Genomic DNA, 22,308 nt, shown 5'->3' on the forward strand with positions numbered 1-22,308 from the left:
TGTCGTGCCGTGCGTGCGCGTGCTGCCATTCTTCACCCCGAATCCTATGAAATTGCGCTTGACGACGGTCGCGCCGAAAGCGGCACCGATCCGGTTTCGCGCTGGGTCGTTGCAACCGGGATCGAACCCGGCCGCTGGAATCACAAGAACATACGAAGGCCCGATGGCAGCGGCGTGGCGGGTGTTACGGATCATTCGGGCCGCATGCGAAAGGTCCGTAGCTTTTGTCACAGTCGGCCGGTCACGCGGTTGCGCGGTGCGTGCGGATGCGGGCCGCGAGGGCCTCCGCCACACGTTCGACCAGCGCAGGCCAGTCGCCGGGCAGCCCCTGCCGGAACAGCGTCGCGCTCGGGTACCACGGGCTGTCGTCGCGTTCGAGCAGCCAGCGCCAATCCGGCACGCGCGGCAGCATCACCCACACGGGGCGCCCGAGCGCGCCGGCCAGGTGCACGACCGACGTATCGACGGCGATCACCAGATCCAGCGTGTCGACGAGCGCGGCCGTTTCCGCGAAATCCTTCAGCTCGGCCTCGAACGACAGCACGCCGCTTGCCTCGAAAGCTTCGGCGTCACGCGGGCGCACCTCGACCTGCAGGCTCACGAACGTCGCATCGAGCGCGACGAGCGGCGCGAGCGCGGCGAACGTCATCGACCGGTTCTCGTCGTTCGCATGATTCGGATTGCCCGACCACGCGAGCCCCACGCGCAATCGTTGCGGCCGGGCGACCGTGTCGAGCCGTTCGATCCATGCGGCACGCCGTTGCGGGTCGGCATGCAGGTACGGCACGTCGGACGGCACCGTATCCAGCGTCGTCCGGAACGCGAACGGGAGGCTCATCATCGGGCAATGGAAATCGAACGTCGGTGCCGGCTCCCCGTCGGCGACGACGCCGCTCACGCCGCTCAGCGTGCCCAGCAGCTCGGCCAATGGCGCCGGCGCGTCGATCAGCACGGTCGCGCCGCGCGCGTGCGCGAGGCTCGCGTAGCGGCAGAACTGCAGCGTGTCGCCGAAGCCTTGCTCCGCATGCAGCAGCAGCGTGCGGCCCGCGAGCGGGTCGTCGCCCGTCCATTGCGGACGGTCCGCATGACGCCGGTGCAGCGTCACGTCGGCAGCATCCCAGCGCGCTTCGTGCTGCCGCCAGCCGGCGTCGAAGTCGCCCAGCACCAGGCGGCAGAACGCCTCGGACCGGCGCGCGACGCCGTGATTCGGGTCGCGCCCGCACGCCAGCGCGAAATCGACGAGCGCGGCTTCATGGTCGCCGAGCTGTTGCCGGGCGACCGCGCGCGTATAGATCTCCTGCGCCGTGCGGCCCGGCGCACCGGCGGCCGCCGCGTAACTCGCGAGCGCATCGTCGTAGCGGCCGAGCAGTTGCAGCGCGATCGCGCGATTGCACAGCACTTCCGCGTGCGGACCGCGTGCTTCGAGCGCACGATCGTAATGCGCGAGCGCTTCGTCGAACGCACCGAACGCCCGCAGCGCGCCGGCCCGGTTGCGCAGCGCATCGAAATCCGCTGGCGAGCGCGCGAGGGCTTCGCCGTATGCATGCGCGGCTTCCTCGTGCCGCCGCAGCCCGAGCAGCGCGTTGCCGCGGCCGACCCACGCGCCGACGTTGTCGCGGTCGCGCGCCAGCAGCCGGTCGCTGCGCTTCAGCAGTTCGTCGCGCAAATGCAGCAGGTCGAGCGCGACACAACTCACGAACAGCAGTTGCATGTCGTCCGGCATCCGCGCGAGCGCTTCGTCGAGACACCCCAGCGCTTCGGCCGGTCGCCCCAGCTCGATCAGCGTATAGCCGCACGCGTAGACGAGATCGGGTGTCTTGCCGCGCACCACCATCGCGAGCTGGAAGCAATGCAGCGCCTCTTCGCCGCGACCGAGCGCGCGCAATGCGTGGCCGCGTTCGGCAAGTGCCGCTGGATCGTCCGGATCGATGCGCAGCGCGCGCTCGATGCTGATCAATGCGTCGGCGGGCCGGCCGATCGCGCGCAATGCCTCGCCGCGCCGGACCCACGACACCGCGCGTCCCGGCTCGCGCGTCAGCGCAAGGTCATAGGCGCCAACCGCTTCACCATGCCGGCCGAGCGCATGCAGCGCGTCGCCGCGCGCCGCGTATGCCGACGCATGGCTGGGATCGCGCGCGAGCGCCTGCGCGGCGGCATCGAGCGCTTCACGATGACGGCCCGCGCCGGTCAACGCCGCGGCATGATTTGCGAAGTTCCACGGCTGGTTCAGCCCAAGCTGCATCGAACGCGCAATCAGCGGCTCCGCACGCGCCGGCTCACCGCGCAGAAGGTGCGCGCACCCGAGCAGATGCAACGCCTCGACGTGGTCGGGCATCATCGCCAGCACGCCCTCGTAGAGCCGCCCCGCCCCGGCGAAGTCGTGTTGCTCGAGTTTCAGGCGCGCATTGCGCAGCGCATCGTCGACCGCGGCCCGCAGCGGCGCGGCACCCGCGCCTAACGCCGGTGCCTGCGCCGTGCTCATCGCGACGCTCCCGCCACCAGCGCCGGCAACGCGTCGCGAAGCCGCTCGACGACCGGCGCCCACTGCCCGCCTTCCGGCTGGCGGAACAGTCGCGCGCCCGGATACCACGGGCTGTCGTCGCGATCGAGCAGCCAGCGGAAGTCCGGCGTGTGCGGCAGCATGACCGCGAGCGGCCGGCCGAGCGCACCGGCCAGGTGCGCAACCGACGTATCGACGCTGATCACCGCGTCCATCGCCTCGGTCAGCGCGGCCGTTTCCGCAAAATCCGTCAGTTCGTCGCCGACGAAGCGGATCGGGCTCGCATCGAGCACCGGACGATCTTCGTCGCGGATCACTTTCTGCAGGCTGATCCATTCGAAACGGTCGTCGAGCAGCGGCACCAGGTCGGCGAGCGTGATCGAGCGGTTGCGGTCGTTCAGGTGCAGCGGGTTGCCGGACCACACGAGCCCGATGCGCGGCCGGTCGGTCGCACCCAGCCGCGCGCGCCAGTGCTCGACCCGCGCAGGATCGGCGCGCAGGTACGGCCCGCCCGCCGGGATCGACGACAGGTCGGTGCGGAATTCGAGTGGCAGACTCAGCAAAGGGCAATGCAGATCGAACGGCGGCAGCGGATCGCCGCGCGCAACGAGCACGTCGACCCCATCCAGTGTCGCGAACAGCGCCTTCAGCTCGACGGGCGCCTCGACCACGACGCGCGCGCCGAGCGCCTTCACGAGCGGCACGTAGCGGCTGAACTGCAGCGTGTCGCCGAGCCCCTGCTCCGGATACAGCAGGATCGTCTGCCCGTCGAGCGGCATCCCGTGCGTCCAGCGCGGCTGCGCGAAGTCGCGCCGGCTGCCGTCGAGCTGGCTGTCGCGCCAGCGCCATTCGTATTCGGCCCAGCCAGCCTCGAAATCGCCGATCGACAGGCACAGGAACGCGCGCATGCAGTGCGCGTGCGCATAGTCGGGATCGATGTCGATCGCTTGCGCATACGCGCGCAGCGCATCCTCGTGCCGCCGCAGCGCGCGTAACGCACTGCCGCGATGGAAGTGCGCGAGCTTGTCGCGCGGCGTCGCGGCGATCACGCAGGCGAGATCGTCGAGCGCGTCGTCGTAGCGATGCGTTTCGAGCCGGACACGTGCACGCGTGAACGATGCGGGCGCATAGTGCGGATCGATGGCCAGCGCGCGGTCGCACATGGCGTGCGCATCGTCATGACGCGCCACCTGCATCAGCGCGCTTGCGTAGTTGCACAGCACGCCCGTGCTGCCCGGCTCGACCTCGAGTGCGCGGGCATAGCTGTCGACCGCATCCGCGAAGCGGCCGAGGTGGCTCGCCGCATTGCCGCGATTGGCGAGCGAGCGTGCGTGGCGCGGGTCGATCGCGAGCGCACGATCGCAACGCATCAGCGCTTCGTCGTGCCGGCCAAGCTGTTCGAGCGCGATCGAGCTGTTGAAGATCGCATCGACGAACGTGGGGCTCGCCGCGATCGCCGCATTGAAATCCGCCAGCGCGTGTTCAGGATCGTGCAGGTCGAGATACGCGACACCGCGCTGGAACAGCACGCCGACGCTACCCGGCCGCAGCGCGAGCGCGTGGCCATAGCTGTCTGCCGCGTCGCGAAAGCGGCCGAGTTCACGCAGTGCAAGCCCGCGTGCGCGCATTGCATCGAACGTCCGGCCGGCGAGCGCAATCGCCCGGTCGCAATCGGTAAGTGCGCCGTCGAAGCGCCCGAGCGCGCGCAGCATGTCGCTGCGTTTCACGTAGCCGTCGGCGAACCCGGGCGTCAGTTCGAGCAATCGATCGTAGACCGCGCGTGCTTCGTCGTACCGCGCGAGTTGCGCGAGCAGCCCGGCCCGCTGGAACAGCACGCGCTGGTGCACGGGATTGATCGCGAGCGCCTCGTCGAGCCGCGCGAGCGCATCGTGCTCGCGCCCGAGCCCGGCCAGCACCGCCGAGTAGTTCGCGAGCGCGAGCGGCACCGGCTGGCGCTCGACCGAGCGCCGCATCAGCGGCTCGGCATCGTCGAGCCGCCCTTGCTGGAAACGCACCGCGCCGAGCAGGTGCAGCGCCTCCGGATGCTCGGGATCGAGCGCCAGCAGCTCGGCATAGGCATTCTCCGCGTGCTGCAGCGCGCCCTCGTGATGCGCCTTGCGTGCGCGCACGAGCAGCCGTTCGAGCTGCATGGTGTCGGGCGGACGGCGCTCCGGCGCGACCGTCGCGCTCGCCAATGTCGTCCCTTCCCCGTTCGGTGTCATCGTGTGGCCCCCACTGTCGCTGTTCGTATCGCGTGTCGTGTCTAACGTGTCATCGGTTCGAGCGCGGCACGCACCGCGTCGATCGCTTCGGCCCAGTTGCCGGGTGCCGGCTGGCGAAACAGCCGCGCGGACGGATACCACGGGCTGTCGTCACGCGTGCGCATCCAGCGCCACGCCGGCGGGTCGGGCAGCAGCACCCAGACGCGCGCGCCCAGCGCACCGGCCAAATGGGCGACCGCTGAATCGGCCGCAATCACGAGATCCAGCGCGCCGATCAATGCGGCCCGGTCCGCGAAATCGCCGAGTTCGTCGTCGACGCGGCGTACCTGCGCATCCGCCAGCCGCACGGCGGCGCGTTCGTCCAGCGGTTTCTGCAGGCTGATCCAGTCGACATCGAGATCGAACAGCGGCGCGAGTCGCGCGAAATCGATCGACCGGCCGGCGGCATTCCGTCGTGCCGAATCGCCCGCCCAGGCGAGCCCGACGCGCAGCCTGCGGCGTTCGCCGAGCAGCGTGCCCCACTGGCGCGTGCGCTGCGGGTCCGCATGCAGGTACGCGGCGGTGCGTGGAATGGTGTCCGCGTCGGTGCGAAACGCATGCGGCAGGCTCGGCAGCGGCACGTGGCAGTCGAAGGCCGGCAGCGGTTCGCCGCGCGCGATCACGAGGGCTTCGCCGGTGAGCGACGCCATCAGCGCGCGCAACGCCGGCGGTACTTCGAGCACCACGCGTGCGCCGCGTGCGACGACGAGCGGGACATAACGGCAGAACTGCAGCGTGTCGTCGATGCCCGGCTCCGCATGGATCAGGATCGTCTTCCCGTCGAGCGGTTCGTCACCGCGCCACACCGGCTGCGTGAACGGCCGTGCATGCTGCGCGAGCTGCGTATCGCGCAGCCGCCATTCGTACCCGCGCCAGCCATGCGTGAAATCGCCTTCCATCAGGTGCAGCGCACCACGCGCGCAGTGTGCGGCGGCGAAGTCGGGTTGCAGCGCGAGCGCGCGATCGTAGGCGGTGAATGCGTCATCCACCTTCCCCGTCTCGGCAAGCAGGTTGCCGCGGGCCAGCCAGTGGGTCGCAAGGTCGGGGCGCAGCGCGAGCGCACGATCGACCGACGCGATCGCTTCGTCGTAGCGATGCAGGTCCCGCAGCACATTGCCGCGGTTCGTCCACGCTTCTGCGAAACGCTCGTCGAGCGCCAGCGCGGCATCGTAGCTGGCGAGTGCCGCGTCGAAGCGCTGCAGGTCGCGCAGCACGGTGCCGCGGTTGCACAGCGTATCGGCCGAGCGCGGATCGATGGCAAGGGCCCGTTCGTAGCTGTCGAGTGCGTCGTCGTAGCGCTCGAGCTGCAGCAGCGCATTGCCGCGGCCCGCGAGTGCGCGGACATGATCCGGATCGAGCGCCAGCACCCGCTCGCAACGCGCAAGCGCTTCGTCTGCGCGACCGAGCCGTTCGAGCACGGCCGCACTGTCGCAGAGCGCGTCGAGCCGCTCGGGATCGGCCGCGAGCGCGTCGTTGAAGGCGGCCAGCGCTTCGTTCAGACGGTCGAGTTCGGCGAGCGTACGGCCGCGCTCGATCATGATCGCGGCGATGCCTGGCCGGATCGCGTTCGCGCGATCGAAGCAATGCAGCGCATCGGCCGCGCGCCGCAACGCGCGCAGCACGATGCCGCGGTTGAACCACGATTCGAACGATTGCGGATCGACCATCAGTGCGCGGTCGTAGGTGTCGAGTGCGTCGTCGAGGCGGCCGAGCGCGCGCAGCGCGCCGCCACGATTGCAGAGCGCGTCGAGCACCAGCGGCGACACCGCCAGTGCACGATCGAACGACGCGAGCGCGTCGTCGTAGCGGCGCAGGCCGATCAACGTGTTGCCGCGGCGCACGAGCGTCTGCACGTCGTCGGGTGCCGCTTGCAGCGCGGACGCGAAATGGCCGAGGGCTTCGTCGACGCGACCGCGTTCGCCGACGATCGCGCCGAGATCCGACAGCGCGCGCACGTCCGGCGCGATCGCGATCGACTGGCGCAGCAGCGCTTCGGCCTGATCGGCGTCACCGCACTGGAATTGCAGTACGCCGTACAGGTGCAGCGCCTGCGGATGATCGGGTTCCTTCGCGAGCACCGCGAGATAGTCGCGCGCCGCTTCGCCAAAACGTCCGGCGCTGTGCCAGTTTTGTGCGCGGCCCAGAATCGCCGCCGATTGCCATTGTCCGCGCGCATCGTGTCCCGACGCGAGCGCGTGTGCATCATGCCGGTGCTCGACCGTCACGTTCACCCCCCTTCCCGTTTGCCGATGCCGCCGCTGAGCCGGTCGATGGAACCGGTCGCGTCGGTCATGCTCGTGACGAGACTAACGGACGGCCAATAACAGACGTATGACGAAAGTTACGGACCATTTTGCCCGGGGGACGGAACGGCTTTCGGGGCGTGGCCGCGTGCGCAGGACGCCATCGCGCGCTCACTGGCCGATCGGGATCGTCCGCACGTATTCGACCGCCGGCGCACCCATCGTGACCGAGAAGCGAACCCCGCGCGGCACCGGCACGCCGATCGACGTCGAGTTGCTGATCCCGTGCTGCGCGAGAAACTGCGCATAGGACTGTTCGATGGCAGCCTGGCTCGTCGTCCATCCGCCGGGCGGAATCCACACGGAAAGCTGCATCGAGCGCGCATCATTGCTGACCACCACGCGCGCGAACGCATCCATGTGATGCAGCGCGTCGTCGACCTCGGCGAGCGACGCGAGCGGCTGCGACGCGCTGCGCACGAGCTCGCGCCCGTTAAGCTGGTAGCGCACGACCTGCATCTGCGTCGGCCCGCCGCCGACCCCGAGATGGCGCACCATCACGAGTTCGCCCGGGTGGATGCGCAGCGGCGGCCCGAACACTTCGTCGGGCGTCACGAGGTTCGTCAGGTCGAACTGCAATTGAGAGAAGTAGCGGCCGAGCAGACGCGTTTGCGCCAGATTCGACGCGATATCGTCGCGGCCACGGATCGTTGCATCGAGGCCGCGCCACGACAGCAGCGCGATCACCGCGAGCAGGGTAATCGCGACCAGCATCTCGATCAGCGTAAAGCCGCGGGCACGCGCCGCCGCGCGCGGGTCAGCGGCGCGCTTCATTCTGGATCACCGTGACGACTTCGGCGAGCACGTTGCGGCTCGACGCGGACGGATACACGCTCACCGTCACGCGACGCACGAGCGGGCTCGGCAACGCGGCCACCGACTGGCGGCACACGAACCGGTAGCGGCCCTGCGGGCATGCAAACGTGTTCGTGCCGACGGACGGCCACGTCGATGCGATGCGGATCTCGCCGAGCGCGTTGTCGGCGCTCCATAACGCGAGCAGGCGCATGCGCGCCATGTCGGTATCCGACGCGAGCGCGCCGATCGCGCGCATCACGGCGCCGAGCGCCACCGCGACGATCGCCAGCGCGATCAGCACCTCGATCAGCGTGAATCCCCGTTCCGGCGCCCGCGCCGTGCGCGATCCGTCGCGCGCATGGCGGTTGTAGTCGGTTCTGTCGTCGCACATGACCTGCATTCTTGTCGATGGGTCGTCGTCCGGCGTCCGGCGTGCAAACCGCGGCGCGAGGCCGCATCGCCGGCGCGACGGACGCCGTGCGAGGACGTTAAGCGCGACGTATGGCACACACGTGTCGAATGGTACGGACCATTTGGTACGGCGAGCTCAGGCGGACGGGCGCGCAAGCACGCCGCACGCGCTGTCGCGCGAAGCGCGACAGGCGACGGAAAACTGAAAACGATCGGGAAAAACCACCCGGCGCGCGGGCGGCAAGAAATGAAGACGATCCTCGGGCGGGATCGCCGCGACGGCGTCAGGCCGTCACGGCGGCGTCATACTCGGCGCGGGCAAGCTGGCCAGCGGCATAGGCCTCGGCTTCGCCGCGAAAGCCGTCCCGGCTGAACGCAACGACTTTCACGCCGACGCCGGTCGCCCGCCTCACCGTCAGCGCCCATTGCCATCCGCCGTCTTGTTCAAAGACGTGCAGCGAGGGTTCGAAGGAAGGGTCGAATACGGTCACGCGTTTTGCTCCTGCCCCCTTGCGCACCGTATCGGCAACGCGTGGGGCATGTCGAAAGGATCGCGTCGGGATGCGACGCGTTTCTGCCATTGGACAGTCTAGTCAAAGATTGTTGCGACGCACCATCAGAGGTTTCACTCATCTATCGGAACCGGGCGGTCGATGAAATTTTCCTGAAACCCTTATGGGACGGGCTTCAGCGCGGTTTCAGTGCGCGCAGTTTCGCGTTCGTGCGGCAACGTGCCGCACGGGCGGCCGCTTGCCTGCATCGGTCACCCGTGAATCGCAAAAACGGGGCGCGATTCGCCCGACGCTCCGGGCACCACGGCGACGACGGTGGTTACCGGCCCGTACCGGCCGGCATCACGCGCCGGAACGTCAGGTTCACGCGCTCGCCCTGCACGCCCGGCGCCTTCGGCACGCGATGCTGCCATTCGGCCTGCGTGCGTCCGCGCATCACGAGCAGGCTGCCATGCCCGAGGCGATACGCATGCGTGACGCCGGTCTTGCGATGGCGAAGGTCGAACACGCGCATCGCACCGAGGCTCACCGACGCGATCACCGGCGCATCGCCCAGCTCGGGCTCGTTGTCCGCATGCCAGCCGAGGCTGTCCTGCCCGTTGCGGTAGCGATTGAGCAGCACGCTGTTGAAACGCGCGCCACACGTCGCCTCGACCGCGCGCTTCAGGTCGAGTACGGCCGGCGTCCACGGCGCCGGCACGTTGCGGATCCCCGAATACACGTAGACGGCATCCGGCTCGCCCTGCCATGCGGTGAGCCGCGGCAACGGAATGCGTCCGCGCGGCGTGCGGATCGTGTCCTGCTGCCACGCGACCTCGCCGATCAGCGCGGCCAGCGCGCGATCGGCATCGGTCGGCGCCAGCCAGTCCGGGTACCAGTCCACGTCGGGGGCGGGCGTGTCAGCGAAGAGATCGGGCGTCGACATATGGGGAGAAACGGGCGATGAACGGAGCGAACAGTGCATGCCTGCATACTAGCCAACGGCGTCGCACACCGCCATGCGCTGTCATTCGCGGATGAAAGGAAGCCGCCGCGCCCGGCGATGCGCGTTCGTGCATCACGCTATCATCGCGGCGTGTCGTGGCCCGCCCTGCCGACGGGCGCCGCCTTCTCTCCTCCGCCATGCCGGCCGGCGCGATCCGGCCGCTTTCTTTCCGGATCCCATCATGACGACGCTGTCCGACTCCGCCCTCGATCAACTGTTTCTCACCGCGCGCACGCACAACGCGTGGCAGGACAAGCCCGTCGACGACGCGCTGCTGCACCGGCTGATCGACCTGGCGAAATTCGGCCCGACGTCGGCAAACGCGAGCCCCGCGCGCTTCGTGTTCGTCAAGTCGCCCGAAGCGAAGGCGCGCCTGAAGCCCGCGCTGTCCGCAGGCAATCTCGCGAAGACGATGGCCGCGCCCGTCACCGTGATCGTCGGCATGGACATGGCATTCCACGAGCACCTGCCGCGCCTGTTCCCGCACGCCGACGCACGCAGCTGGTTCGCCGGCAACGATGCGCTGATCGAGGCCACCGCGTTCCGCAATTCGTCGCTGCAGGGTGCCTACCTGATCCTGGCCGCGCGTGCACTCGGCCTCGACGCGGGCCCGATGTCCGGCTTCGACGGCGCGAAGGTCGATGCCGCGTTCTTCGCGGGCACCGCGATCAGGAGCAACTTCCTCGTGAATCTCGGCTACGGCGATCCGGCCGGCCTGTTCCCGCGCAGCCCGCGCTTCGACTTCGACGAGATCGCCCGCATCGAGTAACGGCCGCTGGCCAGGGCCTGTTCCCGTCGATGACGCGCTTGCACCGGCCTTTTTCCAGACGGGGAACGTGCCCTACCCGCCGCGCGTCAGCCGGATCATCGTGATCTCGGACGGCACGCCGAAGCGGTTCGGCGGGCCCCAGTATCCGGTGCCGCGGCTCGTATAGAGCCACAGATCGCCGAAGCGGCTGAGCCCGCCGATCACCGGCTGCTGCAGCCGCACGAACGGCGGCCACGGCAGGAACTGGCCGCCGTGCGTGTGCCCCGACAACTGCACGGTAAAACCGGCGCGATTCGCCGCATCCGCGCTACGCGGCTGGTGCGCGAGCAGGATCTTCGTGCCGACGTCGCGCGGCGCGCCCGCCAGCGCCTGCGCGGGATCGCTGCGATGAGCGGGATCGAACCCGCCTGCCGTGAAATCGGTTACACCCGCGAGCACTGCGCGCGCGCCATCATGCTCGATCAGCACGTGCTCGTTGAGCAGCACCGTCAGCCCGATGCGCCGGAATTCGTCGATCCACGCATGCGCGCCCGCGTAATACTCGTGGTTGCCCGTCACCAGGAAGCTGCCGTGCCGCGACTGCATGCGGCCGAGCGGCGCCGTGTGCTCGCGCAGGCGCTTGACCGAGCCGTCGACCACGTCGCCCGTCACGACGACGAGGTCGGCATCGAGCGCATTGACCGCGCGCACGATCCGTTCGACATAGGGCCGCTGGATCGTCGGCCCGACGTGGATGTCGGACAGTTGCACGATCGTCAGCCCGTCGAGCCCGGCCGGCAACCCTGCGACCGGGATCGACACGTGCTTGACCGCCGCCGTGCGGCGCGCACCGACGAACCCGACCACGGTGACGAACACCGCGCCGGCCAGCACGCCGAGCGCCGTGTCGGTCGCCGCGCCGGGCCACGCGCCGTCGTGCCCGAGATGCCGCCATCCGACCACGCCGAGCAGCACGAATTCGCGGAGGAATGTCAGCAGGAGCAGCGACGAGAAGAAGCCCATCACGAGCGAGCCGGCCCAGCCGGCCAGCGTCGCGGCCCAGCCTTCGTCGAAGCGGCGCGAGAACATGCCGACCGGGATCAGCACGACGAAGCTCGCCAGCACGAGCGCCGCAATCGTGCGCGCGACCGGCGACGCGAACGCGTCGGGAATGATCCGTATCCCGACGTACAGATGGAACAGCACGCCGATTGCAATGAACCGGACAAAGAAACTTCGCATGGAACGCTCACCTTCGTTGCGATACCGCTTTACCGCTTCCGCGCCGCGTGTCGCACGAGACCGTGAGGCTTCGTGCCGCGCGGCGCACCATCCGTACGATGGTACACAGATCGCGGCAACGGCGACCGGTCGCCGGCCTGGCTTCGATGCCGTTCGCCGCAGCACTCGACCGCGGCTTCGTCCGGCGGCCCGAAGCGAGCGCGCTCGACGACCTCCTGAAGCGCCCCGCTCGCAACATGCAGCGCATGCTGCGCTCGCCCATCCAGGTCAGCCACGTCGACACTGCCTGCAACACGATCGACGCGAACGACCGCGTCTTGCCCGAACTCGCAGCACGCCGCCATGCGGCGCCGATGGCGCTGCGCGTCGCCGCCCTCGCAAACGACCCGGGCCGCACGCCCGCTGCCGGTCTGCATCGGCGAAGCGCGCCGCGCTGCGACGCTTCGCACGCAATCCCGGCGACCTGCCCGTCAACATCGCCCCCCGGCCGGCCGAACCGGAACCGATTGAATTCCCGTGCGTTGGAACGGCAATCGCCCGCTTCCGCGCCGATTCCGTCCCGTCGACACGGCAAATTCGGTGACCCTTCGTTCGTCTGACGATCCTTTACAGTCCGTTAGCAACCCTACGCGAGCCTGCACTGGCAGAATCGCGGCGATCCGGTCCCGGTTGCCGAAACGCAATGCCGGACGTGTGGACTCGCCCCCCGCCCGGCAACGCCCCCCCATGGTGCGCAGGGCGGATGGCTGGCGATCCGCATCGCACTGATTTATTATCGGCTCCGTATCCCGGAATCGTCGTCGCGGCGACGATTCGCATTGCGCCGCGCCCGGCATCCACCCCCAACGTCGAGCTCGTCACACCATGAGAAAAACAACGCCGCGCGCGCCCTTGCGCGTCGCCGCCGTCCTGGCGCCCGCCCTGCCGCTCGCGGGCTGCGCATCGCGCGGCGCACCATCGTACGACCTGTTCGGCGCGTATTTCCCGCTTTGGCTTGTCAGCGCGATCATCGGCGTCGTCGGCGCGATCGTCGCGCACCGCGTATTCGTCGCGACCGGCTGGGCCGCCACGGTGCCCTACCAGCTTGCCGTCTGCACCGCGATCGGGCTCGTGGTCGCCGTGATCGTCTGGCTCACCGGCACGGGGCCGTTCGCATGAAGGCCGCCGGCACCGCCCGCCCCTCCGCCAAAGGCCGCGTGATCGCACTGGCGATCGTCGCGCTCGGTATCGCGGCACTCGTGTACGCGTACTACCGCACGACGGCCTACCCGTCCACCGACGACGCGTCGATCGACGCGGACGTCGTGCACGTCGCGTCGCCGGTCGGCGGCCGCATCGTGCAGCTCGCGGTGCATGAAAACCAGCGCGTCGCGAAGGGCGACCTGCTGTATGTCATCGATCCCGTGCCGTACCGGCTGACGGTTGCGCAGGCGCAGGCCGACCTCGAGCTCGCGCGTGCATCGCTCGACACGCGCCGCCGTTCGCTGATCGGCGAACGCTCGAACGCGGCCGTGGCCGCCGAACAGGTCAAGCGCGCAACGCAGAACCACGACCTTGCGATGCGCGACGTGAACCGGCTCGCGCCGCTCGCCGCGCAGGGCTACGTCAGCGCGCAGCAGTTCGACCAGGCGAAGGTCCGCCAGCGCGACGCGGCCGTGTCGCTCACGCAGGCGCAGGAACAACAGCGCGCGTCCGCGCAGACGATCGGCGACGAGGCCGATGCGATCGCGACACTGCATGCACGCGAGGCCGCGCTGGCTCGCGCGCAGCACGCGCTCGACGACACCGTCGTGCGCGCGCCGCACAACGGCCTCGTCACTGGGCTGACGGTACTCGCCGGCGAAACCCTTGCGCCGAACCAGTCGATCTTCACGCTGATCGACGCGAGCGAATGGTTCGCCGTCGGCAACTTCCGCGAGACGTCGCTGAGTCGCATCGAGGTCGGCGACTGCGCAACTGTCTATTCGATGATCGACCGCAGCCGCCCGCTGACGGGCAAGGTCGTCGGCATCGGCGCGGGCATTGCGGACAGCGACCGCATCAACCTGCCGCGCACACTGCCGATCGTGCAGCGTTCGGTGAACTGGGTGCACGTCTCGCAGCGCTTCCCCGTGCGCGTGAAGCTCGACGAACCCGACGGCAAGCTCGTGCGCGTCGGCGCCAGCGCGATCGTCGAGGTCCGGCATGGCACTGCCTGCCGCTGAGGTTCGCTCGCCGGGCCCGCGCGAAGTCCTGCGACTGCTCGCGCCGTTTCCGGGGCGCGCGTCGATTGCCGTGCGGGTCGCGCTGATCTGCGCGCTGACCGCACTCGTGACGGCCGCCTACGGCACGCCCGAGGCCGCGCTGGCCGCGTACGTCGTGTTCTTCATGATCCGTGCCGATCGCGTGACGAGCATCGTGCTCGCGGCCGCGCTGCTGCTGATCGTCACGATCGTGATCGGGCTCGTGCTCGGCGTCGCGATCTTCAGCATCGACTATTCGATCCTGCGGGTCGCGTGCATGGCCGTGCTGTCGGTCGGCCTCCTGTACCTGACGTCGGCCAGCAAGCTGCGCCCGGTCGGCGCGATCCTCGCGATGATCGTCGGCTTCGGGCTCGACCAGCTCGGCCTCGCCCCCTTCGGCGAAGCCGCGACACGCGCGCTGCTGTACATCTGGCTGACGATCGCGATCCCGGTCGGCGTCGCGATCGTCGTCAACCTGCTGATCGCGCCGTCGCCGCGCAAGCTCGTGCACGCGCAGCTCGCGAAGCGCCTGCGGCTGGCCGCACAACGGCTGCGCGGCGACGATACGGCGCGCGATGCATTCGATGCCAGCCTGCACGAAGGCGACAAGCAGCTGCTCACATGGCTCAAGCTGTCGAAACTCGAAGGCTCGTCGTCCGCCGCCGATTTCGCGGCATTGCGGCAGGCCGTGGCATCGAGCACCGCACTGCTGGTCGGCGTCGCGCTGGCCGATCGCGAACCGGACGCGCGGCTGCCCGATGCGGTCGCCGCACCGATCGCCGCGACGCTCGACGAGATGGTCGACATCCTGGAACGAGGCGGCTACCCGGTCGACGTGACGCTCGCGCTGCCGCCGACCGATGCGCTGCCGCCGCTCGCGCGCGTCGCCGCGACGGATCTCCATGCGGCGATCACGCACTTCGCGGAACCGGCCGCAACGGCCAATGTCGCTTCGGCAGCTTCGGCAGCTTCGGCAGCTTCGGCAGCTTCGGCAGCTTCGGCAGCTTCGGCAGCTTCGGCAGCTTCGGCAGCTTCGGCAGCTTCGGCAGCTTCGGCAGCTTCGGCAGCTTCGGCAGCTTCGGCAACTGCACAAGATGCGCCTGCAGCCGCCCCGCCCCCCGCACCGCGCGGCGGCTTCTTCCTGCCCGACGCGCGCACCAATCCCGACCATATCCGTTACGCGCTGAAGACGACCGCCGCCGCGATCTTCTGCTACCTGCTGTATTCGCAGCTCGACTGGTCGGGCATCCATACGTGCGTGGTCACCTGCTACATCGTGTCGCTCGGCTCGACGGCCGAGACGGTCGAGAAGCTCACGCTGCGGATTCTCGGCTGCATCGTCGGCGCACTGCTCGGCACCGCGGCACTCGTCTTCGTCGTGCCGTCACTGTCGTCGGTCGGCCACCTGATGGCGCTGGTGTTCGCCGGCGGGTGGCTCGCCGCATGGGTCGCGTTCGGCTCGCCGCGCATCGCGTATGCCGGCTTCCAGATCGCGTTCGCGTTTTTCCTGTGCGTGATCCAGGGCGCCGGCCCCGGCTTCGACCTGACGATCGCGCGCGATCGCACGATCGGCATCCTGCTCGGCAACGTGGTCGTGTATCTCGTGTTCACGCGCATCTGGCCCGTCAGCATCAGCAAGCAGATCGACGTCGGGCTGGCCGCGCTGATCGACCAGTGGCGGCGCCTCGTGCAGGTCGCACAGCCGGCCGAGCGGCGCGCCCTCGCTGCTGAAGCGTTTGCCCGCCACGGCGCGATCGCGCAGGAGCTCGGGCTGGTCCACTACGAACCGTCTTGGGTGCGGCCGGCCGCCACGTGGCTCGCCACGCGACGGCGCGCGCTCGCGGAACTCGGCGCGCTCGAAGGGCCACTGTTCCTGCTCGCCGAACGCAAGCCCGGCGACGCGGCGATCGGCGAGCAGCTCGCCCGCGTGACCGAACCGCGCGACGACGAAGCCGCGCCCCAAACGGATTCGCCCGCGCCGCCTGCCAGCCAGGCGGCCACCCAGCCGGGCACCGCCCCCACCGACCCCGCACGCGACGCGCTGCTGAACCTGATCGACACGCGGCTCGCGCACATCGCCGATGCCGCGCGTCAAGCCACATCGAAGGAGTCTGCCCCTCATGCGCCTACCTGAACCGCCGGCCGCCTCGATCGCCGCCGCCGCCCTCGCGACCGCCGTCGCGCTGGCCGGCTGCGCGACGTCGTCGATCGATCTGGCGCCGGAGGCGTCCGACCGCCCGTGGCAGCCGCAAACGTCGGCCGCAGGCGACATCGTGCCGGGCCCGCCGCGCGCGTCCGCGCAAGGTGCGCACGACTACACGCTGCCCGCATCGCCGGCGCTCGCGTCGGTCCCGCCGCCGGCCGCGCTCGATGCCGCGCATGCGTACACGCTGCCCGAGCTGATCGATCTCGCCGAATCGGCGAACCCGCTGACCCGCATCGCGTGGAACGACGCGCGCAACGCCGCGCTCGCGGTCGGCCTGGCCAAGACCGCCTACCTGCCGAAGCTGTCCGCGACGGCCATGGGCGGGTACCAGGCAAACCACGGCTCGACGTCGACGTTCCTCGGCGATTCGTCGAGCAACTCCAGCGTGCACGGCACCATCTCGGCGCTGTCGCTGCAATGGCTGCTGTTCGATTTCGGTGGTCGCGCGGCGCGTGTCGAGGCCGCCGAGCAGGCGTCGATCGCGTCGAACGTTGCATTCACGGCCGTGCACCAGCAGGTGATCCACGACGTGACCGTCGCGTACTACCGCTACGAAGCCGCACGCTCGCGCGCCCTCAGCGCCCAGCAGGGCCTCGCGAACGCCGACGCGATCCTCGCGGCCTCCCGCGCGCGGCTCAAGCATGGCGTCGGCACGGTCGTCGAGCTTGCGCAGGCGACGCAGAACCGCGCGCAGGCGAACCTCGCACTCGTGCAGGCGAACGGCACGGAGAGCGACAGCTACCTCGCCCTCGTCTCCGCGCTCGGCATCTCGCCGCTGTCGAAGCCGACCATCGCCGCGCTGCCGAAGCGGCCGTTGCCGCCCGCGCTCGGCTCGTCGGTCGACGCGATCGTGTCGGATGCGATCGCGCGCCGTCCCGACCTGCAGGGTGCGTTCGCGCTTGAAAAGGCCAATCGCGCGAAGATCAAGGCCGCACAAGCCGCGTTCATGCCGAAGATCTTCCTGTCCGCGTCGACGTCGTACGCGAGCGGCGGAACGTCCATCTCCGCACTGCCCGCGATCGGCGATCAGGCACCGACCGTCAATCTGAACGGCAGCCGCTACGGCGGCGGCGTGTTCCTCGGCGTGACGATCCCGCTATACGACGGCGGCCTGCGCTCGGCCGTGCTGATGCAGGCGCGCAACGATGCGGAAAGCGCATCCGCGCGCCTCACGCGAACCAAGGAGGAAGCCGTCCGCCAGGTCGTCGCTGCGCAGAACGCGGTGCAGACGAGCCTGGCGTCGCACGACGCCGCGAACGCGCTCGTCGATGCCGCGCAGACGAGCTACGACGCGGCGCTCACCGCGTACCGGAACGGCGTCGGTTCAGTCACCGATGCGACGATCGCGCAAAGCCAGTTGCTCGCGGCCCGCAACGCGGAGGTCGACAGCTATGCCGGTGCGCTATCGGCCGCTGCCGCACTCGCGCTCGCGACGGGGACGATCGGCTCGGCGCAGTAGCGCAACCGCCGCGCGGCGGTTGACGCAGGCGCTCGCCGCCCACTAGAATGCCGCCCATTCTTCCTTCAGGAACCATCGTGGACAGTTGCAGCACTCCGTTGCGTGCGCCGCTTGCCGCCTGAACGCCTGTCCGACGCAGTTCTCCTGCCCGGCTCGCGTTCCGCGAGCCGCACGCCTACCGTTTCACACTGAATGACGCATTCACGCGGTACAGTACCGCGCGATGACGGCTATCTTCGCGTCGCCTTCGGCATTGCGCCGCGGCGACGCGAAACGGCACGCGCTCCTTGCACGGCAGGACAACCATGACTTTCGATTTCGCACTCCGTCTTTTCACCGCGTTCGCCTGCGGCGTCGCCATCGGCATCGAACGCCAGATGCGCCAGCGCACGGCCGGCCTGCGCACGATCACGCTCGTCGCGAGCGGCGCGTGCCTGTTCGTCACGCTCGGCGTGCTGACCGGCAACGGCGTCGCGGGCGTCACGCAGATCGCCGCCTACGTCGTGTCGGGCGTCGGCTTCCTCGGCGGCGGCGTGATCATGCGCGACAAGGGCTCGATCCAGGGCATCAACACCGCCGCGACGCTGTGGTGCTCGGCCGCCGTCGGCGTGCTGTCCGGTTCCGGTCATTACGTGCCGGCGCTCGCCGGCACCGGCGTCGTGCTGCTGACCAATACGCTATTGCGCAGCGTCAGCCAGGCGATCAACGCGACGCCCGTATCAAACGCCGATCTCGTGCGCGAATACCAGATCACCGTGATCTGCCTGGCCTCCGACGAAGTGCACATCCGCACGCTGCTGTCCAACTCGATGTACGCGAAGCCGCTGTCGTTCCAGAGCCTCACGAGCGAGGACGTGCCCGACCAGCCGGACCGGCTGAAGGTGACCGCGACCCTGAAGCTGCATCCGAAGGATCAGCAGAAGCTCGAACAGATCGCGAGCCGGATGAGCATGGAGAAGAGCATTTCCAGCGTGAGCTGGACCGCGAAGGAAGCGGAGCCGATGATGGAGTGAGCGGCCTGGCGGCAGCCGCGTTCCGAGCCGCCGCCCGCCCTCGTGCCCTGTCAGGGGGTCTCGATCAGCCCGGCCGAGATTGCCTTGACGACCGCCTGGACCTTGTTGGTCGCACCCAGCTTCTCGAGGATGTTGTTGACGTGGAAGTTGACCGTCCGTTCCGAGATGCTGAGGATCTGGCCGATTTCACACGCGGTCTTGCCCTCGGCCGTCCAGCACAGCACCTCGCGCTCGCGCGCGGTCAGCGTGACGCCCGCCGCCGGCGCCAGCTTCGGCACCATGAAGCGGCTCATCAGCGAGTGCGACAGGTTCGCGAGCCAGTTCGTCTGCAGCGTCAGCATGTTGATTTCCGCCGGTGTCAGCCGGTCGGCATGGCGTGCGATGCTCAGCAGGCCGAACGCGCCGCGGGCCGCCCAGCTCGACTGCGCGACCCCCACCGACAGCCCGAAATCGCGCGCGTCCTGCCACAGCGGACACGGTTCGATCCGGTCGACGTCCGGCCAGACGATCATGTTGGTACTGAGCGCGCCGTCGCGCACCGTCGAATCGATCTCGATGTAGTTCTGCGCCTGGTAGTGCGCCATCCAGCCGTCCGGATAGGTATTGAAGATCGCGACCGACGGCTTCGATACGGGCAACGGCACACGAATGCCGTAGCAGCAGTATTCGAATCCCAGCCGTTTGGAATAGGCGGCGATCCGCTGGAAGAGCTGCTGCTCGTCTTCCGCGGCGCTGAATTGTTGGTAGGCATCCTGCCAGCGCAGTTCCATTCATTCTCCGACAACGACACGCTGTCATACTTGTCAGGTTCCAGCACCCGTTCGAGGCTGATACATTCCGCGCATGACTTCACCTTTGCTGCACCCGGTCCCCGGCCCGTCCCCGGACGGCTACGTACGCCTGTCAGAAGGCGCACTGGCCGCGCTTGCGCTCGACCATGTCGCAAGCGGCCTCGACGCATCGCTGCTTGCGGAACTGCGCGACAGCGCCATCGATGCACGCCTTGCCGGCTACACCGAATGGCATCGCCCGGCCCATACCGGCGTCGCTTACGTGACGGTCGGCTGGGACTGGTATCTCGACCGCGCGACGGGCGCGTTCGTGATCGCGGGCGGCGACGTCCGCAGCAACGTAATGGCCGTCGACGCCACGGGCGCCGACATCGGCATGTTCCGCACGGCCGCCGCGCTCGCCGCGCGGCTCGCGTGCATCGACTGGCCCGCTGCAGTCGCGTCTGCCCTGCTCGGGCACAACGACGCCTATCATGCCGGTCCGACGCTCCAGTGACAACTGGCGGCGCACTCAATCATCTGACGATTTCCGTGATGCTGGCGCTCTTTATAAGCAAAAGCGGCACAGTTTTCAATCCCGTTGATCAAGAAACCGTTACCACGTCCTAAACGGCGTCTTTCCACCGTCACCCTGTAAGAGTTACCAGTTACAGCCCCCTCGTGGTGCGCGATGTAATGCACGCATACAAAAGCACAGATCCGAGGACACCATGCGGACCTTCGTTCACGAGGAAGGGCGGTTGCCACACGAACTTGCGGCGGATCTCGGGCGCTATCGGCGCCGCGTGTTCGTCGAGCAGCTCGGTTGGGCGCTCCCGTCGGCGAACGAATGTTTCGAGCGCGACCAGTTCGATCGCGACGATACCGTCTACGTGTTCGCGCGAAACGCCGGCGGCGACATGTGCGGATGTGCGCGCCTGCTGCCGACGACGCGCCCGTATCTGCTGAAGTCGCTGTTCGCCGACCTGATCGCCGAAGACATGCCGCTGCCGCAATCGGCCGCCGTCTGGGAGTTGTCCCGGTTCGCGGCAACCGACGACGAAGGCGGGCCGGGCAATGCCGAATGGGCCGTGCGCCCGATGCTCGCAGCCGTCGTCGAATGCGCGGCGAAGCTTGGCGCGCGGCAGTTGATCGGCGTGACGTTCGCAAGCGTGGAGCGGCTGTTCCGCCGGATCGGCATACACGCGCACCGCGCAGGCTCGCCGAAGCAGGTGGACGGGCGTCTGGTGGTCGCGTGTTGGATCGACATTGATCCGCAAACGTTTGCTGCACTAGGAATCGAGCCGGGGCAAGCCGCCCGGCAAGCCATCGCCGCCTGACCCGGAACGCGCGTTTCGGTCCGGGCGGTATCGTAACGAAGGAGAATCAACGTGGACCAGTCCCAGGTCTTTCGCGCGATGATGCCCGGGTTGACGAGCGCCAACGGCGCCCGCATCGCGGTCGCCTACCCGTCGTTTCCCCGGCCGCTGCCGCTCGTGCGGCTCGACCGCCGCGGCCTCGTGTTCCGTGCCGCCGGCGCCGCGCCGCTCGTGTGCGGGCTGCCGCGTGCGGCGACGCTGCTGGTCGCGGACGAGCCGCTCTGCTCGCTGCGCCTCGTGATCCGCGACATCGCGCCGGCCGGCGACGGCCGGCATGACCTGACGATGCAGCCGTCCGGCGCCGCCGGCGACGAATTGCTGTGGCATGCGCTGCGCGATCGCGAGCCCTACCGCCGGATCCGGCACCCGCTCGCGCCCGTCGACACGTCCATTGCCACCGACAACGAACCGCACGCATCGGCCGGTGAAGCCGGGCCGCGCCCGTCGCGCAGCGCGGCCTTCCGGCTGCCGTGCCACAGCGACGCGCTGTTCTTTGCCGACTGGCTCGAATATCACTTCGACGAACTGCGCGCGCTATCGCAACAGCACGGGCCGCAACTGCAGCTCAACCAGCTCGAGCGACGGGTCGCCGACGACGAGGTCGGCGTGCGCTTCGTCTACGACATCGACGGGCACGCGACACGGCACGCGCTGACCGACTGCGCGCGCGAGGCATGTGCATGGATCGAGACGGAGATGCGCGACAAGTTCGCGTTGCCTGTCGCGCAGGAGCGGTTCAGCGCGTTCGCGGCGCACGCGCGGGCAGGCGCGATGTGAATGCGGCGCAACAAAAAGTTGTATCGATACAACTAGGGCTTGCCATGACTCGGGTTTTCCCTTAAATTTACGTCTGTCTCCTCCATGTCTCCAAACATGGATTCAGCCCGCTCAATGTAGCGGGCTTTTTCTTGCCTGCGCGAATTGCGGGGACACATCCCCTTCCGCCCCGCCTAACCCGCCGGGTGCACACCGACCGGTCGCAGCCAGTAGTGGCGCACCACGAATATCAGCGCGACTGCCCCGACCATTACCAGCAGCAGGTACAACCAGCCCTTTCGGGTTGTCGGCAGATCCGTCAGCGCACTCACATCGCCCGTCAAGGCCGTCAACGCGGCCAAGCCGAGTCCGAGCAGCACCATCGTCCCCTTGGCCACCCATCCAAAGGCAGCCTCCAGCACGCCCGCCCATCGCGACTGGCGATAGGGGCCGGCAACCGGCCGACGGAGATCGGGCTTACTCATTCGCGGCCTCTCGTCCGGGATCGGTGCATCCGCCCGTCGATCGACAGGCTGAGGTCAAAGCAGAACTTCGAAGGTTGTCCGGACAAGCACCCGCTGCATCGGGGTACGCGCAATTGCATTTGATCGGAAGCGTCATGTTTTTTCTTTCGCGAGACGAGGTTCGACGGTTCGACTCGTTTGGCCGGAACGCGCTCATATCGTTCAACACGGCGAGTATGCGCCGGGCGTGCTCCGTTCACCTCGCGCAATCCGGATCGG

At 68.8% G+C, this 22,308-nt stretch carries 20 protein-coding genes; 10 read left to right on the plus strand and 10 right to left on the minus strand.

The window, feature by feature from the left end; translation table 11 throughout:
- Positions 1 to 241 precede the first annotated feature (241 nt).
- The 7 genes from LGN19_RS05770 to LGN19_RS05800 form a co-directional block, all read right to left on the minus strand.
- On the minus strand, positions 242 to 2,482 hold the full coding sequence (locus LGN19_RS05770; RefSeq protein ID WP_226213560.1) for a tetratricopeptide repeat protein: 2,241 nt from the start codon (positions 2,480 to 2,482) through the stop codon (positions 242 to 244).
- The gene (locus tag LGN19_RS05775; RefSeq protein ID WP_226213561.1) at positions 2,479 to 4,722 is read right to left on the minus strand and encodes a tetratricopeptide repeat protein; all 2,244 of its coding nucleotides are present in this window, start codon (positions 4,720 to 4,722) and stop codon (positions 2,479 to 2,481) included. Before LGN19_RS05775 ends, LGN19_RS05770 begins: the two co-directional genes overlap by 4 nt.
- Before the next feature lie 41 nt (positions 4,723 to 4,763).
- Positions 4,764 to 6,992, minus strand: coding sequence for a tetratricopeptide repeat protein (locus LGN19_RS05780; protein WP_226213562.1), 2,229 nt, complete (start codon positions 6,990 to 6,992; stop codon positions 4,764 to 4,766).
- Positions 6,993 to 7,175: 183 nt separating this feature from the next.
- Complete coding sequence (locus LGN19_RS05785) at positions 7,176 to 7,838, minus strand: type II secretion system protein J (protein ID WP_174956316.1); 663 nt, start codon at positions 7,836 to 7,838, stop codon at positions 7,176 to 7,178.
- Complete coding sequence (gene gspI / locus LGN19_RS05790) at positions 7,822 to 8,253, minus strand: type II secretion system minor pseudopilin GspI (RefSeq protein WP_175223330.1); 432 nt, start codon at positions 8,251 to 8,253, stop codon at positions 7,822 to 7,824. The genes LGN19_RS05785 and gspI overlap by 17 nt, the downstream gene beginning before the upstream one ends.
- Before the next feature lie 304 nt (positions 8,254 to 8,557).
- The gene (locus LGN19_RS05795) at positions 8,558 to 8,764 is read right to left on the minus strand and encodes a hypothetical protein (protein WP_122949560.1); all 207 of its coding nucleotides are present in this window, start codon (positions 8,762 to 8,764) and stop codon (positions 8,558 to 8,560) included.
- A gap of 340 nt (positions 8,765 to 9,104) precedes the next feature.
- Positions 9,105 to 9,710, minus strand: a complete 606-nt coding sequence (locus LGN19_RS05800; RefSeq protein WP_226213563.1) for an alpha-ketoglutarate-dependent dioxygenase AlkB family protein — start codon at positions 9,708 to 9,710, stop codon at positions 9,105 to 9,107.
- A 241-nt stretch (positions 9,711 to 9,951) separates the two neighbouring features.
- Between LGN19_RS05800 and LGN19_RS05805 the strand changes: the two genes are divergently transcribed.
- Complete coding sequence (locus LGN19_RS05805; protein ID WP_122947481.1) at positions 9,952 to 10,539, plus strand: malonic semialdehyde reductase; 588 nt, start codon at positions 9,952 to 9,954, stop codon at positions 10,537 to 10,539.
- Between the two features lie 72 nt (positions 10,540 to 10,611).
- Here LGN19_RS05805 and LGN19_RS05810 read toward each other — a convergent pair whose 3' ends face one another.
- Positions 10,612 to 11,760: a metallophosphoesterase gene (locus tag LGN19_RS05810; RefSeq protein ID WP_226213564.1), complete on the minus strand. Its 1,149-nt coding sequence runs from the start codon at positions 11,758 to 11,760 to the stop codon at positions 10,612 to 10,614.
- Between the two features lie 146 nt (positions 11,761 to 11,906).
- On the opposite strand from LGN19_RS05810, the gene LGN19_RS05815 reads away from it, so the two are divergent.
- The 6 genes from LGN19_RS05815 (at position 11,907) to LGN19_RS05840 (ending at position 18,660) form a co-directional block, all read left to right on the plus strand.
- A complete protein-coding gene (locus LGN19_RS05815; protein WP_226213565.1) occupies positions 11,907 to 12,359 on the plus strand; it encodes a hypothetical protein in 453 nt (150 codons plus the stop codon).
- A gap of 265 nt (positions 12,360 to 12,624) precedes the next feature.
- Positions 12,625 to 12,918 carry a hypothetical protein gene (locus LGN19_RS05820; RefSeq protein WP_226213566.1) on the plus strand — a complete coding sequence of 98 codons (294 nt, stop codon included), beginning with the start codon at positions 12,625 to 12,627 and terminating at the stop codon, positions 12,916 to 12,918.
- Entirely contained in the window at positions 12,915 to 13,964 is a 1,050-nt protein-coding gene (mdtN, locus tag LGN19_RS05825) for a multidrug transporter subunit MdtN (RefSeq protein ID WP_174956318.1), read from the plus strand. Before LGN19_RS05820 ends, mdtN begins: the two co-directional genes overlap by 4 nt.
- On the plus strand, positions 13,945 to 16,116 hold the full coding sequence (locus LGN19_RS05830) for an FUSC family protein (protein WP_226213567.1): 2,172 nt from the start codon (positions 13,945 to 13,947) through the stop codon (positions 16,114 to 16,116). Before mdtN ends, LGN19_RS05830 begins: the two co-directional genes overlap by 20 nt.
- Positions 16,103 to 17,647: a TolC family protein gene (locus LGN19_RS05835; protein ID WP_122947487.1), complete on the plus strand. Its 1,545-nt coding sequence runs from the start codon at positions 16,103 to 16,105 to the stop codon at positions 17,645 to 17,647. Before LGN19_RS05830 ends, LGN19_RS05835 begins: the two co-directional genes overlap by 14 nt.
- A gap of 305 nt (positions 17,648 to 17,952) precedes the next feature.
- Entirely contained in the window at positions 17,953 to 18,660 is a 708-nt protein-coding gene (locus tag LGN19_RS05840) for an MgtC/SapB family protein (RefSeq protein WP_011354660.1), read from the plus strand.
- A 50-nt stretch (positions 18,661 to 18,710) separates the two neighbouring features.
- Here LGN19_RS05840 and LGN19_RS05845 read toward each other — a convergent pair whose 3' ends face one another.
- Positions 18,711 to 19,430 (minus strand): autoinducer binding domain-containing protein, encoded by a 720-nt coding sequence (locus tag LGN19_RS05845; RefSeq protein WP_174960506.1) that lies wholly within the window; start codon positions 19,428 to 19,430, stop codon positions 18,711 to 18,713.
- 73 nt (positions 19,431 to 19,503) lie between these two features.
- On the opposite strand from LGN19_RS05845, the gene LGN19_RS05850 reads away from it, so the two are divergent.
- The 3 genes from LGN19_RS05850 to LGN19_RS05860 all read left to right on the plus strand — a co-directional run bounded on the left by LGN19_RS05850 (position 19,504) and on the right by LGN19_RS05860 (position 21,586).
- Positions 19,504 to 19,947, plus strand: a complete 444-nt coding sequence (locus tag LGN19_RS05850; RefSeq protein ID WP_175223679.1) for a DUF4902 domain-containing protein — start codon at positions 19,504 to 19,506, stop codon at positions 19,945 to 19,947.
- Between the two features lie 214 nt (positions 19,948 to 20,161).
- Complete coding sequence (locus tag LGN19_RS05855) at positions 20,162 to 20,770, plus strand: acyl-homoserine-lactone synthase (protein WP_043177453.1); 609 nt, start codon at positions 20,162 to 20,164, stop codon at positions 20,768 to 20,770.
- A gap of 51 nt (positions 20,771 to 20,821) precedes the next feature.
- Positions 20,822 to 21,586, plus strand: a complete 765-nt coding sequence (locus LGN19_RS05860) for a hypothetical protein (protein WP_175223678.1) — start codon at positions 20,822 to 20,824, stop codon at positions 21,584 to 21,586.
- Between the two features lie 173 nt (positions 21,587 to 21,759).
- Here the strand turns inward: LGN19_RS05860 and LGN19_RS05865 are convergent, their stop codons facing one another.
- Positions 21,760 to 22,050, minus strand: coding sequence for a hypothetical protein (locus LGN19_RS05865; protein WP_122947491.1), 291 nt, complete (start codon positions 22,048 to 22,050; stop codon positions 21,760 to 21,762).
- Between the last annotated feature and the right edge of the window lie 258 nt (positions 22,051 to 22,308).

Origin of the sequence: Burkholderia sp. AU30198 (genome assembly GCF_020419825.1) — a bacterium.
Taxonomy (GTDB): Bacteria; Pseudomonadota; Gammaproteobacteria; order Burkholderiales; family Burkholderiaceae; genus Burkholderia.